17 protein-coding genes are annotated in these 16,072 nt (G+C 67.9%); all 17 read right to left on the bottom strand.

Annotated elements, in window-relative coordinates:
* Positions 1 to 371: 371 nt before the first annotated feature.
* Entirely contained in the window at positions 372 to 2,927 is a 2,556-nt protein-coding gene (locus IU450_RS17500; RefSeq protein WP_195150833.1) for an ATP-dependent Clp protease ATP-binding subunit, read from the bottom strand.
* 311 nt (positions 2,928 to 3,238) lie between these two features.
* On the bottom strand, positions 3,239 to 4,168 hold the full coding sequence (locus tag IU450_RS17495) for an esterase/lipase family protein (protein ID WP_195150832.1): 930 nt from the start codon (positions 4,166 to 4,168) through the stop codon (positions 3,239 to 3,241).
* A gap of 89 nt (positions 4,169 to 4,257) precedes the next feature.
* Positions 4,258 to 4,851, bottom strand: a complete 594-nt coding sequence (locus IU450_RS17490) for a DUF1772 domain-containing protein (protein ID WP_195150831.1) — start codon at positions 4,849 to 4,851, stop codon at positions 4,258 to 4,260.
* A 133-nt stretch (positions 4,852 to 4,984) separates the two neighbouring features.
* Positions 4,985 to 5,632 carry an FHA domain-containing protein gene (locus IU450_RS17485; RefSeq protein ID WP_195150830.1) on the bottom strand — a complete coding sequence of 216 codons (648 nt, stop codon included), beginning with the start codon at positions 5,630 to 5,632 and terminating at the stop codon, positions 4,985 to 4,987.
* Positions 5,633 to 5,815: 183 nt separating this feature from the next.
* Positions 5,816 to 6,175 (bottom strand): histone-like nucleoid-structuring protein Lsr2, encoded by a 360-nt coding sequence (locus IU450_RS17480; protein WP_040864538.1) that lies wholly within the window; start codon positions 6,173 to 6,175, stop codon positions 5,816 to 5,818.
* A 115-nt stretch (positions 6,176 to 6,290) separates the two neighbouring features.
* Entirely contained in the window at positions 6,291 to 7,790 is a 1,500-nt protein-coding gene (gene lysS / locus IU450_RS17475; RefSeq protein WP_195151069.1) for a lysine--tRNA ligase, read from the bottom strand.
* A 263-nt stretch (positions 7,791 to 8,053) separates the two neighbouring features.
* Positions 8,054 to 8,476: a rhodanese-like domain-containing protein gene (locus tag IU450_RS17470; RefSeq protein ID WP_195151068.1), complete on the bottom strand. Its 423-nt coding sequence runs from the start codon at positions 8,474 to 8,476 to the stop codon at positions 8,054 to 8,056.
* A gap of 8 nt (positions 8,477 to 8,484) precedes the next feature.
* The gene (locus IU450_RS17465) at positions 8,485 to 9,093 is read right to left on the bottom strand and encodes a cysteine dioxygenase (RefSeq protein WP_195150829.1); all 609 of its coding nucleotides are present in this window, start codon (positions 9,091 to 9,093) and stop codon (positions 8,485 to 8,487) included.
* A 181-nt stretch (positions 9,094 to 9,274) separates the two neighbouring features.
* Positions 9,275 to 10,072 (bottom strand): type III pantothenate kinase, encoded by a 798-nt coding sequence (locus IU450_RS17460; RefSeq protein ID WP_195150828.1) that lies wholly within the window; start codon positions 10,070 to 10,072, stop codon positions 9,275 to 9,277.
* A 17-nt stretch (positions 10,073 to 10,089) separates the two neighbouring features.
* Positions 10,090 to 10,509, bottom strand: a complete 420-nt coding sequence (gene panD / locus IU450_RS17455; RefSeq protein ID WP_040773236.1) for an aspartate 1-decarboxylase — start codon at positions 10,507 to 10,509, stop codon at positions 10,090 to 10,092.
* A gap of 13 nt (positions 10,510 to 10,522) precedes the next feature.
* A complete protein-coding gene (panC, locus tag IU450_RS17450; RefSeq protein ID WP_195150827.1) occupies positions 10,523 to 11,494 on the bottom strand; it encodes a pantoate--beta-alanine ligase in 972 nt (323 codons plus the stop codon).
* Positions 11,494 to 12,423, bottom strand: a complete 930-nt coding sequence (locus IU450_RS17445; protein WP_195150826.1) for a Rossmann-like and DUF2520 domain-containing protein — start codon at positions 12,421 to 12,423, stop codon at positions 11,494 to 11,496. The genes panC and IU450_RS17445 overlap by 1 nt, the downstream gene beginning before the upstream one ends.
* A 155-nt stretch (positions 12,424 to 12,578) precedes the next feature.
* Positions 12,579 to 13,553: a DUF6779 domain-containing protein gene (locus tag IU450_RS17440; RefSeq protein WP_195150825.1), complete on the bottom strand. Its 975-nt coding sequence runs from the start codon at positions 13,551 to 13,553 to the stop codon at positions 12,579 to 12,581.
* Positions 13,554 to 13,622: 69 nt separating this feature from the next.
* On the bottom strand, positions 13,623 to 14,093 hold the full coding sequence (locus IU450_RS17435; protein WP_195151067.1) for a DUF3180 domain-containing protein: 471 nt from the start codon (positions 14,091 to 14,093) through the stop codon (positions 13,623 to 13,625).
* Between the two features lie 2 nt (positions 14,094 to 14,095).
* On the bottom strand, positions 14,096 to 14,632 hold the full coding sequence (folK, locus tag IU450_RS17430; RefSeq protein ID WP_195150824.1) for a 2-amino-4-hydroxy-6-hydroxymethyldihydropteridine diphosphokinase: 537 nt from the start codon (positions 14,630 to 14,632) through the stop codon (positions 14,096 to 14,098).
* A gap of 61 nt (positions 14,633 to 14,693) precedes the next feature.
* Positions 14,694 to 15,131, bottom strand: coding sequence for a dihydroneopterin aldolase (gene folB / locus IU450_RS17425; protein WP_195150823.1), 438 nt, complete (start codon positions 15,129 to 15,131; stop codon positions 14,694 to 14,696).
* Positions 15,131 to 15,985, bottom strand: coding sequence for a dihydropteroate synthase (gene folP, locus IU450_RS17420; protein ID WP_195151066.1), 855 nt, complete (start codon positions 15,983 to 15,985; stop codon positions 15,131 to 15,133). Before folP ends, folB begins: the two co-directional genes overlap by 1 nt.
* Positions 15,986 to 16,072 lie beyond the last annotated feature (87 nt).

Genomic DNA, 16,072 nt, shown 5'->3' with positions numbered 1-16,072 from the left:
TCGTTCGCCCGGCTCGATATCGCGGCAATAGCAATTTTTCAGCAATCATTCGTTTGCCTACCTGGCAGCGCTCGGCAATTATCGGGTAAATCCCTGAGCGGCAGCTTCGCGCGTACAGGTTCCAGGGATATTCCGAGTGACGACGCGGAACCGATGCCTCCGCTATGCCCCGCAGCGCAGTCTTTCGGCATGAAAATTTTCACTCGACCCGAGGCCGTGAGTTTCCTGGCCGATCATCGCGACGGCGGTCGGCACCCCTGGCCGTTCTTCTGGAGACCTCGACCTTTCGGAATCGCCCTCACCCCGCGCCGCAGGAGCACAAAAGCCCGTGCCCACCGGGATCCGGTGGGCACGGGCTCTCGCGTCGCGACTTACTCGCCCGAGGCGGCCTCGGTGGAGCTTTCCGTCGCGCCGGTGAGCACGACTTCCGGCTTCTCTTCGGTCTGCGCCTTGGTCAGCTTCGCCTTGCCGGTGAAGGTGAACTTGGCGTCCTCGCCGGAGCCCTCGCCGTCCCAGCCCTCGACGTCGACCGAGATGGTCTGACCGGGGCCGATCTCGCCGAAGAGGATCTTCTCCGACAGCTGGTCCTCGATCTCGCGCTGGATGGTGCGGCGCAGCGGCCGGGCACCGAGCACGGGGTCGAAGCCACGCTTGGCCAGCAGGTTCTTGGCGTTCTCGGTGAGCTCGATCGCCATGTCCTTGTTCTTCAGCTGCTTGGCGACGCGGTTGATCATCAGATCCACCATCTGGACGATCTGGTCCGTGGTGAGCTGGTGGAAGACGATCACGTCGTCGATGCGGTTGAGGAACTCCGGCCGGAAGTGCTTCTTCAGCTCGTCGTTGACCTTGAGCTTCATCCGCTCGTAGTTCGAGCCCTCGGCATTGCTCTGCGTGAAGCCCAGGCCGACGGCCTTCGAGATGTCCGAGGTACCCAGGTTCGAGGTGAAGATCAGCACCGTGTTCTTGAAGTCCACGGTCCGGCCCTGGCCGTCGGTGAGACGGCCGTCCTCGAGCACCTGCAACAGGGTGTTGTAGATCTCCTGGTGGGCCTTCTCGATCTCGTCGAACAGCACGACCGAGAACGGCTTGCGGCGCACCTTCTCGGTGAGCTGGCCGCCCTCCTCGTAGCCGACGTAGCCCGGAGGGGCACCGAAGAGCCGCGAGGCGGTGAAGCGGTCGTGGAACTCGCCCATGTCGATCTGGATGAGCGCGTCGTCGTCGCCGAACAGGAAGTTCGCCAGCGCCTTGGACAGCTCGGTCTTACCGACGCCGGACGGACCGGCGAAGATGAACGAGCCGGACGGGCGCTTCGGGTCCTTCAGGCCGGCACGGGTGCGGCGGATGGCCTTGGAGACGGCCTTGACCGCGTCCTCCTGGCCGATGATCCGCTTGTGCAGCTCGTCCTCCATGCGGAGCAGACGGGTGGTCTCCTCCTCGGTGAGCTTGAACACGGGGATCCCGGTCCAGTTCGCCAGCACCTCGGCGATCTGCTCGTCGTCGACCTCGGCCACGACGTCCAGGTCGCCCGAGCGCCACTGCTTCTCCCGCTCGGCCCGCTTGGCGACGAGCTGCTTCTCCTTGTCACGCAGCCGCGCGGCCTTCTCGAAGTCCTGCGCGTCGATCGCGGACTCCTTCTCCCGGCGCGCCTCGGCGATCTTGTCGTCGAACTCACGCAGGTCCGGCGGAGCGGTCATGCGACGGATGCGCATCCTGGCGCCCGCCTCGTCGATCAGGTCGATGGCCTTGTCCGGCAGGAACCGGTCGTTGATGTAGCGGTCGGCCAGAGTGGCGGCGGCCACCAGCGCGCCATCGGTGATGGAGACCCGGTGGTGCGCCTCGTAGCGGTCACGCAGACCCTTGAGGATGTTGATGGTGTGCTCGACGGTGGGCTCGCCCACCTGCACCGGCTGGAACCGGCGCTCGAGCGCTGCGTCCTTCTCGATGTACTTGCGGTACTCGTCGAGGGTGGTCGCGCCGATGGTCTGCAGCTCGCCGCGGGCCAGCTTCGGCTTCAGGATCGAGGCCGCGTCGATGGCGCCCTCGGCCGCGCCCGCACCGACCAGCGTGTGCAGCTCGTCGATGAACAGGATGATGTCGCCGCGGGTGTTGATCTCCTTGAGCACCTTCTTCAGGCGCTCTTCGAAGTCACCGCGGTAGCGGCTGCCCGCGACCAGGGAACCCAGATCGAGGGTGTAGAGCTGCTTGTCCTTCAGCGTCTCCGGGACCTCGCCGTTGACGATGGCCTGCGCGAGACCCTCGACGACGGCGGTCTTGCCGACGCCGGGCTCGCCGATCAGCACCGGGTTGTTCTTGGTGCGGCGGCTGAGCACCTGCATGACGCGCTCGATTTCCTTCGAGCGGCCGATGACCGGGTCGAGCTTGCCCTCCAGCGCGGCCTGGGTCAGGTTGCGACCGAACTGGTCGAGCACCAGCGAGGTGGACGGAGTGCCCGCCTCACCGCGCGAACCGGATTCGACCGGCTCCTTGCCCTGGTACCCGGACAGCAGCTGGATGACCTGCTGGCGCACTCGGTTGAGATCGGCGCCCAGCTTCACCAGCACCTGCGCCGCCACGCCCTCGCCCTCACGGATGAGGCCGAGCAGGATGTGCTCGGTGCCGATGTAGTTGTGCCCGAGCTGCAGCGCCTCGCGAAGGCTCAGCTCCAGTACCTTCTTGGCGCGCGGGGTGAACGGGATGTGACCGGACGGGGCCTGCTGGCCCTGGCCGATGATCTCCTCCACCTGGCTGCGCACGCCTTCCAGCGAAATGCCGAGCGACTCCAGCGACTTGGCCGCGACGCCCTCACCCTCGTGAATCAGCCCCAGCAGGATGTGCTCGGTGCCGATGTAGTTGTGGTTGAGCATCCGGGCTTCTTCCTGGGCCAGGACGACGACACGCCTCGCGCGGTCGGTGAACCTCTCGAACATCGCTCCTTCACTCTCCTGCTCCGACATTCTGGCAACAGACGCCGCAGTGTGCTGTGTACAACAACCGTGGGCGTCAGCCTGCCATGAAGCCCGGGGGTTGCGGCCCCCGCCTCCACTCTAGTTGGCGGGAGATGCCGCCGCCGCCAGTCCACCCTATTGCCGACCGGCGACAGCACGGTCATTCACTCATAACGTGGGCGGCACGGGATTCGTTTCCGGCCAGGTTTTGCCCTCAGCGAACAGACCGCTCGCCGACCGGATCACTGCCGCACACGTACGACCTGGGCTGCCTACCCGGTGTACGGGTCGACCTAACCGCAGGGCACGGGGCGTTGATGCGCGGGATCGAGCGCGTTGAGCACGTAGGTCGCGGCCCTCCGACTGCCCGCTATGCCCGTATGCCCAGAGTAGTCCGTCGCGCAGCCGTCCTGAACCACGATATTCGTCACTCGCGGGCCGGTGACCAGTCCGGCGGTGTAGGGCACCACGAGCTCGTCCAGCACGGTCACGATGTTGGTGTAGGTCACGTCCGGGTGGTAGACGCCGTCCGAGTTGAGGGCGCGCACGAACTCCGACCCGTGCAGCACCTGGCGGCACGCCCGGCACGGCACCCCGGCCACGGCGTCGAAGAACGGGCCGAGGCCCAGGCGCGTGCCGAACTCGTTCAGGTCGGCCATGCCGCCGGCGTTCGAGCCGAGCCAGGGCGGAGCCAGCCCGACCATCTTGTCCACCTTGCTCGCGCCCGCGAGCCGCTTGACGAAGTAGTTGCCGATGAAATTGCCCTGGGAATGGCCGATGAGGTCGACCTCGGCCGCGCCGGTCGCGGCGCGTACCCGGTCCACGAAAGCGGCGAGCTGTGCCGCGCTCTGCTCGATCGGGAGCATGCCGCCGACGGCCGAGGCGGGCCACGGCAGGTCGTAGGCGCCGAACGTGCCCGAGTACACGCAGTAACCCTCGTTGGCCAGCAGCGGCGCATACACGCCCCAATTCGTCTGTGCGCCACCACCCGTGCCGTGCACGAGAACCACCGGGTTCGGGTGCTCGGAGCTGGGCCGGCAGGACCAGTCGTTGGTGCCGGGCAGCGAACCGCCGGGATTCGCCAGCTCGGCGGGAATCCCGGCGAAGAAGTTGTAGTCGACCGGATATCGCTCCTGCGGCGGCCGCGCGTGCGCCGAGCCCGCGGTGGCGCACACCGCGGCGAGCAGAACGATCAGCAACGAAAAGCCTGGGACACGCCGCACGATAGCCTCCCGGTCCGGTCTCGTCTTCCCGGGAAGCTACCGCACGGAGTGGCCCAGACGGAGTAGATTCCGGCGGGTCGTTGCGGAAACTAGCTCTGACCGAAGGCGGGCGCGCCGGTCCGGTCCGCCGCCGCGTACTGACCCGCGACCGGATGGCCCGGCGTGCTCGCGGCGGCGCCGGCCTTCCCCTGCTGGATGCCTGCTACGAACAGCGCGCCGCACAGCGCCAGGAAGGCCAGCGTGTGGACGACGCCGCGCACGATGTTCCAACGGACCCAGGCGGATTCGAAATCGGCGCGCACCGCGGCGAGGTCGGTGATCGAGGACGGGTCGCCCGCCGCGGCCAGCTGGTCGTTGAGCGGAACGTTCAGGCCCGAGGTCACGGCGAACGCGATGACGTTGAGCACCAGCGCGAGCACGATCCAGACCAGGGTGCCGCGGTGCTCCCGGCCCAGATGCAGCGCGGCCGCCAGGATGGTGAAGCCGACGGTGCCGAGGAACGCGATCATGAACCACGGATTGATGATCACCACGTTGATCTTCTGCATCACGTCGATCATCGCCCGGTCGTCGGTGCGGGCGAGCGCGGGCATCACCGAATTGGCGTACGCGTAGAAAAGGCCCGCGATCAGGCCCGTCGCCAGCGTGGCGAGCACCAGTGCGGCGAGACGTGTGGCGGTCATGACTTCCTCCTGCTGGGAAACTCGGCCGGAGTCGTTCTCGATCCGGCTGCTGAGTCCAAGTCAAGCCGCTGCCGTCATGACTCTCCATGGCCGAGAAGCTCGACCGCCTAAGCGAGCGTCTACCGTGAAGGTCTCACAGGTCCCGATCGGAAATGAGCCCACTCTGCATGGCCAACCCAGCCAGCCGAACGCGCTTCTGGTTCTGCGGCAGATCCTCCACGCCGAACTTGGCGAACAGCGCGCGCAGGTGGGTCTTGATCGCGTCGACGCTGAGGAACAGTTCCTCGGCGATCTGCTGATTGGAGGCCGGAGTGGCGAAGCCGGCGCCGTGCTTGTACGGGCGGCACAGTGCGATCAGCACCGAGCGCTGCGTCTCGGTGAGCGAGCGCGCGGTGGGTACCGAGCCGGTGGAGGTGCGGGTGATGTCGTCGGACACGCCGCCGAAGTCGTGAAAGGACACCCGCGAGGTGCCGACCCGGATGACGTCGCCCGCCATCAGCCTGCGGCGGCCGACCAGCCGGTCCCCGTTGACGAATGTGCCGTTGCGGGAGAGACCGTCGTCCACGATGGTCCAGTGTGCACCCAGGTATTCGACCGCCGCGTGCAGGCGGGAGACCTCCGCGTCCCAGCTCAGCGCGAGATCGGCATGCGGGGAACGGCCGATCGTGACGCGCCCGCGGTCGGGAGTGAGCGTGAGCTCCTGCTGCCGACCGGCGTCATCGGTGAACCGCAAGAATGATCCGACGAATCCTGTCACTGCGCCGATACCTCGCCTCTCCATACCGCCAGTGACCGTCGCACGTTTCCATGGTGCCGCGTTCGGGTACCACGAGCAAGATCGATTCATCCGCCCGTCACGGGCCACCGTGGGATCCGGTCTCGCTGCTATATCGAAGGTCTATCACAAACAAGACCGCCGCCCCGACGTCGCACGATTCGCCGGGACGGCGGCCGAAAAATAGAACTATCCCTTCGCGGCCTTGTTGTACGCGTCGGTGATGTCGGCGGAGATGCGGCCCCTGGCGGACACCTTGTGCCCATTCCGACGCGCCCACTCACGAATTGCGGCGCTTTGTTCCCGGTCGATCGAGACCCGGCTCTTGGGCGTGCCCGCGGCGGCCGCGGCGGCCTTGACCCGGCGCCGGCCACTGACCCGGCGCGCATTCGAAACCCACTCTTCCAAACCGTCGCGCAGCTTCGCCGCATTTGCCGACGACAGGTCGATCTCGTACGACACACCGTCGATCGCAAACTCGATGGTCTCGTCCGCGATGGACTCACCGTCGACATCGTCGATCAGGCTAACGGTGACCTTCTTTGCCATGAGATGAACGTCCTCTCGAAATCGTGCGACCCGCATACTAGGCCGATTACCCGAGGCAAGAATACCCCGAATTCCGGAAATTCCAAGACGGAGTCGCTGCTTTGCAATCCAGTGGTCACCTGGTGACCGGACGCACAATTGGGAACAGTATCGTTTCTCGGATTCCCAATCCCGTGAGCGCCATCAACAACCGATCGATTCCCATACCGGTTCCGGTGGTCGGCGGCATGCCGTGCTCCATCGCCGCGAGGAAGTCCTCGTCGAGCACCATCGCCTCGTCGTCGCCCTGTGCGGCCAGCCGAGCCTGGTCGACGAACCGCTCGCGCTGGATCACCGGGTCGACCAACTCCGAATAGCCCGTGGCCAACTCGAAGCCGCGCACATAGAGGTCCCACTTCTCGGTGACGCCTGCCGTACTCCGATGCTGCCTGGTCAGCGGGGATGTCTCCACCGGGAAGTCGCGAACGAAAGTCGGCGCGTAGAGCTTGTCGCCATACTGGTGTTCCCAGAGTTCCTCGACGAGTTTCCCGTGGCCGTAGCCCTTGCCCTCCGGAATTTCCAGACCGACCCGATCCGCTAGTGCCCGCAATTCGGCGACCGACGTTTCCGGGGTGACCCGCACTCCCAGCGCGTCCGACAGCGAGGGGTACATCTCCACGGTCGCCCACTCGCCGCGTAGATCGTATTCGGTGCCGTCGGCCAGGGTCACCACCTGGGTGCCGAACGCCTCCTGGGCCACTTCCTGGACCAATTCCCGGATCATCACCGCCGAGTCGTCATAGGTGCCGTATGCCTGGTATGTCTCGAGCATCGCGAACTCGGGGGAATGCGTGGAGTCCGCCCCCTCGTTCCGGAAGTTCCGGTTGATCTCGAAGACCCGCTCCATGCCGCCGACCACGCAGCGCTTCAGGAACAGCTCCGGCGCGATGCGCAGGTAGAGGTCCATATCGAGAGCATTGGAACGGGTGACGAACGGCCGGGCCGCCGCGCCGCCGTGCAGCGTTTGCAGCATCGGCGTCTCCACCTCGAGGAATCCCCTGCGCTCGAGCGCGTTGCGCAGCGCACGCACCACGGCAATGCGGGTGCGGGCCATTTCCCTGGCTTCGGGACGCACGATCAGATCGACATAGCGCTGCCGGACCCGCGACTCCTCGTTCATCTCCTTGTGCGCCACCGGCAGCGGCCGCAGGGACTTCGCCGCCATGGACCAGGAATCGGCCATGACGCTCAGTTCCCCGGTGCGGGAGGAGATGACCTCACCGTGCACGAAAACGAAGTCACCGAGATCGACATCGGCCTTCCAGGCGGCGAGGGCGTCCGCGCCGACCCCGTTCAGGCTGATCATCGCCTGCAGCTTGGTGCCGTCGCCCTCCTGCAGTGTCGCGAAACACAGCTTGCCGGTATTACGCAGGAATATGACGCGTCCGGCGACGCCCACCTGTTGTCCGGTGGCGGTGTCGGCGGCCAGCTCCGGATATGCGGCCCGTATTTCCGCGAGGGTATGCGTGCGCGGCACGACTACGGGATAGGCCTCGCCACCGGCCGCGAGCAGCCGCTCCCGCTTCTCCCGCCGAATCCGTATCTGCTCCGGGGCATCGTCGGCGTCGGGCGCCACGGCAGGCCGCGATTCCGATGTCGATGCGCTGGAGGATGCAGAGTTCGGGGTGCTCACATCGAACAACCCTAGCGTGCACCGGAAATCGTTTTGCGCGCCGCCCGGACTCTGACCCGGAGTAACGAAACGGTATCGATGCTCTGCCCCACTCCGGACCGCCGCGCCGCGGCTCCGGATACGCGAAATAGCCGGTGCACATCGAGCGGTGTCCGGAAACACCTGTGCGACCGGCTATTTCGAGATGGAAGTGTTCGCGGGTGATTTTACAGGGATGCGAGCGCTTCGAGCTCACGCGCGAAGTGCGGCGCCCCCATGGCGACGTTCAGCAGGCCGGCCGCCTTCAATGCCTGGTAGCCGCCCACGAGGTCGGTGGCCCGGTGCAGCCCGAGTTGTTGGAGAGCGGCGGCCGCCAGGCTGGAGGTATAGCCCTCGGAGCAGACGACGATCCATTCCACGTCGTGATCGGCGGCCAGCGCCAAGCGGGCGGAGCTGGTGGGGTCCAGCCGCCATTCCAGGACATTGCGCTCGATCACCAGCGCGCCGGGCAAGGTGCCCTCGCGTCCGCGCTGCGCTTGGGGCCGGATATCCACCAGAATGGCGCCGCGCTCGACAGCTTGCGGCAATTCGAAGGCGTAGATCCGCTCGAGTCGGTCCCGTGCGTTCTCGAGCATCTGATCGATGGTCAAACGGGTCATCACATATCACCTTCGGGCTGGTCGGTGAGAACGGTTCGAGTGCGCCGGAGGGTGCCGTGACCGGTCACCTCGTAATAGGACATGGCGGTGAGCGGCGGGGAATAGGCGTGCACGCTCAGCGTCGGGTCGAGCGGACCCGCGGACTCGGCAGCGCCGGGCACGGCGGCGGGCGCGCGCATGACGTCGTGCACCCAGCCGATCGGGAACGAAGCCTGGTCACCCGCCGCGAGTGTGCGGCAGCGCAGTTCCGTTCCGTTCCAACGGTATTCCGACAGCGCGCCGCTGAGCACGGTGAGTGCGCCGAGCGACCCGGCGTGGTCGTGCAGTTCGGTCGATTTATCCGGAGTCCAGCTGATCAGCCAGACGTCGACCTCGTCGTCGGTGAGCAATCTGGTCGCCCAGCGCTCGTCCACCGGCCACGTCCCGTCCGCGGGAAGCAGGTGGTCGTACCGCCCGGCCAGCACATCCTCGGCGCCTTCGTCGGTCAGCCGGAGCAGATCGGCCGGACGCAACCGGGTAGGAAGCGCGGGCGACACCGAGCGCTCCACCGGAGGGGTGGCCGACAACGTGGTGCGCGCGGAAGAAAGGGAAAGGACAGAAGAACGCATGAGCGAATCTCCAGGAGGAAGGTATCGGTCGAGGGCGAGAAGTCAGCCTCGATCGGTCGAGGCAAGTCAGCCTCGACAACACTCCTGGGTGCTCACGCGGGAAGTCACGAGAAGGAGTTTAACAGCATCCGGCGCGGTATCGACAAGTGCCGGGCCTGCGACGAAGCCAACACCGCGCAATTCAGACACTTCCCTTGCGCCGCTGGTTGCGTTCGTATACGAGCCGGAGCCCGGTCAGCGTGAGGTGCGGATCGTGATCGTCGATCGTTTCGGATTCCGGAACGATCAGCGGTGCGGTCGCACCGGTCGCCACGATCGCGACATCGTCGCCCGCGAAGGCGTCGAACTCGTCGCGAATCCGATCGATCAGACCGTCCACCAGTCCGGCGAAACCGAAAACCGCTCCGGACTGCATGCACTCCATGCTGTTCTTCCCCAGCACCGACCGCGGCCTGGTCAGCTCCGCCCGCCGCAGCGCGCTGCGTTCCACCAGCGCCTCGGTCGAGATCTCCACACCGGGCGCGATGATCCCGCCCAGGAACTCGCCCTTCCTCGACACCAGATCGACACAGATCGCCGTACCGAAATCGACGACGATCGCGGGTGCGGAATACCGCTGATAGGCGGCCAGACAATTGACGATGCGGTCCGCTCCGACTTCTTTCGGATTGTCCACCAGCAACGGAATCCCGGTGCGCACACCGGGTTCCACCAATACGTGCGGAACGTGCGCCCAGTACTGACCGAGCATGGCGCGCAGTTCGCGCAGCACGGGCGGCACCGTCGAAAGCGCGGAGACGCCGATCACCTCGTCCAGCTGCGCGCCGACCAACCCGCGCACCTGCATGGCGAATTCATCGGCGGTCAGCAACGGATTGGTGTGCATTCGCCAGTGCCGCACCAGTTTCGAATGCGCCCCCGAACCGGAGAACAGACCGAGTTCGATACTGGTATTGCGGACATCGATGGTCAGCAGCATGTCCCGGTCGCCGGTCCTCAGACGAACGACAGGGAGCGCGGCGAGGTCAGGCCCGAGCCCTCCGGAGCGTGCGCCGGGTCCGAGCCGAGCTCCACCGGCCGGTTGCGCTCGTCGACGAACACGACCTTGGGGTCGTATTCCGCGATCTCCTGCTCGTTCAGCTGGCCGTAGGCGATCAGGATGACGAGGTCACCCGGATGCACCAGGTGCGCCGCGGCGCCGTTGATCCCGATCACACCGGAACCGCGCTCACCGGCGATGACGTAGGTCTCCAGTCGGGCGCCGTTGTCGATGTCCACGATGCAGACCTGTTCGCCTTCCAGCAGGTCGGCGGCGTCGAGCAGGTCTTGGTCCACGGTGACCGAGCCGACGTAGTGCAGGTCGGCGTGCGTCACGGTGGCACGGTGGATCTTCGACTTCATCATGGTGCGCAGCATTGCGTCGCCCTTTCTAGTTCGCGGGAGAGATCGGGGCGGGATCGGACACCGCCGGGGAGGAGTCCACGGCTGGCCGCGAACCTGAGACGTTGGGATGGCCGTCGATCGGAGCGCCGAGCGTGACGGCGACGTTGTCGATCAGCCGGGTCGCGCCGACCCTGGCCGCGATCAGCAGTCTGGCGTTGCCGGTCGCCGGGGCGGGCCCCAGGGCGGCCGAGCGCAGCTCCAGGTAGTCGACGTCCACGCCGCTCGCGGCGTCGAGCACCTGGCGGGCGGCCGCGAGTACCGCGTCACCGCCGAGGCCGCCCGCGTGCTTGCCCGCCGACAGGGCCGCAGACAGGGCGAGCGCCGCTTCGCGCTGCACCGGGTCGAGATAGCGGTTGCGCGAGGACAGCGCCAAGCCGTCGGCCTCGCGCACAGTGACCACCGGGGTGATCTCGACGTCGAAATTCAGGTCGCGGACCAGCTGCCGGATCAACGTGAGCTGCTGATAGTCCTTCTCGCCGAAGAACGCCTCCGTCGGCCGCGCGATCTGCAGCAGTTTGGCGACGACGGTGAGCATGCCCGCGAAATGGGTCGGGCGGCTGGCGCCCTCCAGTTCGGCGCCGAGCGGACCGGGGTGCACCGTGGTGCGCGGACCGTCCGGGTACATGTCGGCCACGCTCGGCGCGAAGACCAGCTCGACGCCCTCCGCGCGCAGCAGCTCGACATCGGCGTCCAGCGTGCGGGGATATTTGTCCAGATCCTCGTTCGCCCCGAACTGCAAGGGATTGACGAAGATCGAGACGATGACGACCTGGTTGGTGCGTTTGGCCAGCCGCACGATCTCCAGATGGCCTTCGTGCAGCGCGCCCATGGTCGGCACCAGCGCGACGGTGCGGCCGACGCCGCGCAGAGCGGCGGACACCGCACCGAGTATCGCGGGATCGTGGTGCACGGTCAGCTCACCGGGCCGGTAGGCACCGCGCAATTTCGGGTCGAACATCAGTGTCCTTCCAGCAGCTCGATGACGGCCGGGGCGGTGCCGGCCCGTTCCGCGGTGCGCAGCGACAGCGCGCGGTACGCCTCGGCCAACCGGGGATCGACCGACTCCAGCGCGTCCAGATGCGCGGCCACCGCGTCCGCGTCGCCGCGGGCCACCGGTCCGGTCAGCGCGGACTGGCCGCGGCGCAGCGCGTTGTCCAGCGCCGCCGATGCCAGCGGGGCGAGCAGGCGCTCGGCCAAACCGTTGGGCTGGTCGTCGACCAACTGCTGGCCGATCAGGCCCGGGCCGTCCAGGGCCGCCCGCAGTGCGGCGACCGCGTCGACGATCACCGTGACCAGGTGATTGCTGCCGTGGGCGAGAGCAGCGTGGTAGAGCGGCCGCCTGGCCTCCGGCACCCGGACCGGCTCACCGCCCATTTCGATCACCAGCGACTGCGCGATGGCGTAGCCGACCTCGTCGGCCGCGGTGATGCCGAAGCAGGCGTTGCCCAGCCGGGGCACGTCTTCGTCGTGTCCGGTGAAGGTCATGGCGGGGTGGATGGCCAGCGGAAGGGCGCCGATCTCGGCGAGGGGCGCGAGCACGCCGACGCCGTTCGCGCCGGAGGTGTGCGCGACGATGGTGCCCGGCCGGACGACTCCCGCACCGGCCAGGCCGCGAACCAGGCCGGGGAGTTCGGTGTCGGGTACGGCGAGCAGCAGCAGCTCGCTGCGGGCGGCCACCTGCTCGACCGGCAGGATCTCCGAGTCGGGCAGCCGGGTCCTGGCACGGCGCACCGAGGCGTCGGAGATCGCGCAGACGCCGAACACGATGTGTCCGGCCCGCTCGAGTGCGGCGCCCAATGCCGAGCCCACACGTCCCGCCGAGACGATTCCCACCGTCAGGCGTGCGGGCGCGGGGTCGAAGCCCGAAGCAGCGTTGTCGGAATTCACGCTTCTCGAGGTCAACGTTGTCCTCTCGATGTCGTTCCAGTCCCGCCATGCGGGTACCGGACGGTACGCCAAGAGAATATCGGCAGGCGGTTCTCCGCCGCCACGGGGTGCCCGCGTGATCTGTGCCGCAGTGCCGGGCAGCGCCCGGCCGCGGGTCACCGGCGTTCGCGCTCCTCGGACTGCAGGTTGGCCATGATCTCCGCGACCGAGAGACGACGCGACGGCGTCTCGTCGTCGCTCTCGGCCCTGCGCCGCCTGCGCGCGCTAGGCGTGCCCATGGTCGGCGCGGACGTCGGCCGGGGGGCAGGCTCCTTGGTCGGCCACGGCCGCGCGGCGGGCTGGGTCGGCGGCTCGTCGAGCGGCTCGTCGAGCGGCTCGTCCACCGCCTCGGTGAAGGCGTCGGCCCAGCCACGCGGCTCGGCGTAGCGCGCCTGCTCGGCGTCGGCCTGCTCCGGGTCGGCCTGCTCGGCGTCGTCGTCGATGGAGACCACCGCGGTCTCGGCGGTGACCGGGTCGTCGAAGGGGCTGGCGAAGGCGGGCGGCTCGGGATGATCCGGCTCGAAGATCGGCGTCATACTGCTATGCGGTTGCTGGTCGGCGAACACCGACCACATTCCGGCATTCGCGGAGCTATTGTTCCCGGATTCCGCGCCCGAGCTGGTCAGCTCCTGAATCCGGGTCGCGTCGGCCCGCAACGCCGGGCGATCCATCGGCAGATCCCCGTCGAACAGCCGCTGCAGGCTCTGGCGCAGCACGGTGAGTTCCGCGCGCAAGGCCGCGAGTTCGGCCGCGTCGGCGCCCACTTCCTCACGCACCCGCGCCTCTACGCCGAGCTCGTACTCGCGTCGCGCGGTGACCTCCCGCTCCAACTGCAACTCGTAGACGGTCTGTAGATCACGGACCTTCGCCTTGTCGATATCCGCTTCCTTGCGGTACTTCGTCGCAGCCAGAGCGCCGATCGCCGCCGCCCACAGCGCCGCAATCAGACCTACCCGTACGAACTGCACGCTGTTACTGAAGATCAGGAAAACGCTGGCAACCAGGCCGAGCAAGATCAAGACGCCGACGAACAATTTTCCCGCGTCGTCCCGCCGTCGACGGGAAGTGCTGCTACGGGAGGGTGAAACCATGCCAGCCAGGGTAGCCAATAGGTGGAGCCGCGCCCACACAACGTTTGGTGATTCCGTTCGTAAAGCTAGCTAGGTAGTTGCCGCATCGTCGGTCGGATCGTCCGGCGCCCGGCAGCAATACTCCAACCAGAGGGCCGCAGCAACCAAAGCCACCCCCGCCAGCATCCCGACGATCGCACCCGGGCTGTCGGCGGCCGCCGCGCGCAGCGTGCCGCGCTGAGGGAGAACCCAGCACAGAAAGCCGAGCCAGATACCGGCGGCGATCGAACCCACCTGCACCGACGCCTTGGCCAGCGCGACGGCGCGTGCCGCGGTGATCGGATGCAGCTGGTGGCGGCCGTCGCCGATCTCGTCGTCGTTGACCCTGGCCCGGATCACGAAAGCGAGCACCGCCTCGATGGCGGCCACCGGGTACAGCGAGGCTCCCGCGAAGGTCGAGATCGGCGGGAAGCTGTCGTAGGCCACCCTGGTGGCGATCCACGCGACGATCGCGGCGATCAGCACGGTCGCCACGAGGTCGAGGACGCGAGTCGGCTTCAGTTTCACGACGGCGTGCCCGTCAACGAGAATTCGGTGCGGCGCACCCCGGCGCGCTCGGCCGGATCGAGCCGCCCCAGCAGATCCGCCACGGCGTGCGGTACCCCGTCGACCTCGAGCACCGCGTCCGGCATCACGTCCAGCCACGGCACCAGCACGAAAGCGCGCCGGTGCGCTTGGGGGTGCGGCAGAATCAGATCCGGGTCGGCACTGCGGCACGCGACCGGCTCTCCGTCGCGCAGTTCGGCGCACCACACCACGTCCACGTCGAGTGTGCGCGCGCCCCAGCGCACTTCGCGCACGCGTCCCGCGGCCTGCTCCAGGTCTTGGCCGCTGCGCAGCCAGTCCGCGCAGCCGAAGACCGGATCCTCCACCAGCACAGCGGCATTGAGGTAATCCTCCTGCGGCACGCCGCCCCACGGCGCGGTCGAATACACGGCGGAGGCGGCCAGCACGCGATGCCCGAACCCGTCCAGCACGCTGCGCAGATGGGCGAGCCGGTCCCCCTGGTTCGAACCGATGGACAGCACGGCACGGGTCATCGGCGCGCCTCCGCGGCACTCGGCGCGGTCCGGAAAATGGCCGCGCCGCCGTTGCGCTCGCTCATTCGGCGGGCTCCCCCCGGTGACGGGAGGTGATCACCCGCACGTCGGCGAACGTGTGCGGGATCGGCGCGGAGGGCTTGTGCAGCACCACCTCGACCGACTCGATCCGCGGATCGGTCATCACGTCGTCGGCGATCTCCGACACCACCGTCTCGATGAGATTGCGCGCTTGGCCCTGGACGATGCGCACCGCACGCTCGGCCAACGCGCCGTAGTCCACGGTGGCGGCCAGATCGTCGGACGCCGCGGCCAAGGCGAAATCCACCCACACCGTCAGGTCGACCAGGAACTCCTGGCCGTCACGACGCTCGTGCTCGAAGACACCGTGATGCCCGAAGGCGCGCAGGCCGCGCAACTCGATCCGGTCTGCGCCGCGCCTGGGCGCCGAATCACGCGGCGGCGCATCGTCTTCGGCGTGGACCGGGGACCGGCTCATCATCGAGCTCCTTGCGCACTGGATCGGACGGTGTCGCGCTGTGCGGCGCGCTGCCGTGCGGCATTCTGCCACGCATCGGTGACCGCGATGGCGTCCAGCGAGGCGCGCACGTCGTGCACCCGCACACCCCACGCGCCGTGCAGTGCGGCCAGTGCCGAGATGGTGGCGGTAGCCGTCTCGCGGCCGTCCGGTGGGCGCGGCCCCGCCTCGTCGGCGAGGAGCGAACCCAGGAAACGCTTGCGCGACGCGCCGATCAGGACCGGCAGCCCGTGCGCGACCAGTTCGGGCAGCGCGCCGAGCAGAGCCCAGTTGTGCTCGGCGTTCTTCGCGAAGCCCAACCCTGGGTCGAGGATCAGCCGGGACGGGTCTACGCCGGCGGCGACGGCCAGGTCCACCTGCGCGGTCAGCTCGGCGAGCACCTCGGCGACCACGTCGTCGTAGTGGTCCGCCGGTCCGGTGTGCCGGTAGTCGGCGCCCGCCCGCCAGTGCATGAGAATCCACGGGACCCGCGCGGCGGCGATCACTCGCACCATGTCGGCGTCGGCGCGACCGCCGGAGACGTCGTTCACCACCGACACCCCCGCCTCGATCGCCGCGGCGGCCACCGCGGCGCGCATGGTGTCCACGCTGGTCGGCACGCCCGCCGCGACCAGGCCGCGGATGACCGGTGTCACCCGGGCTGCCTCGGTCGCCGCATCGATGCGCACCGCGCCCGGTCTGGTCGACTCGCCGCCCACGTCGACGATGTCCGCGCCTGCGGCGTGCAGCCGCACGCCGTGCGCGATGGCCAGCTCGGGATCGAGGTATCGCCCACCGTCGGAAAACGAATCGCTGGTGACGTTGACCACGCCCATCACCACGCAGGAGCGCCCGTCGCGGGCGCCGACGCTCTCGAAACCACTCGCCCGCGCTTCGGTCGCCGAGCGCCCGTCCGGCCGTGC

This window comes from Nocardia abscessus (genome assembly GCF_015477775.1).
Taxonomy (GTDB): domain Bacteria; phylum Actinomycetota; class Actinomycetes; order Mycobacteriales; family Mycobacteriaceae; genus Nocardia; species Nocardia abscessus_A.
Note: the sequence above shows the minus strand (reverse complement) of the source record. Positions and strands in the feature narration are given on the sequence as shown.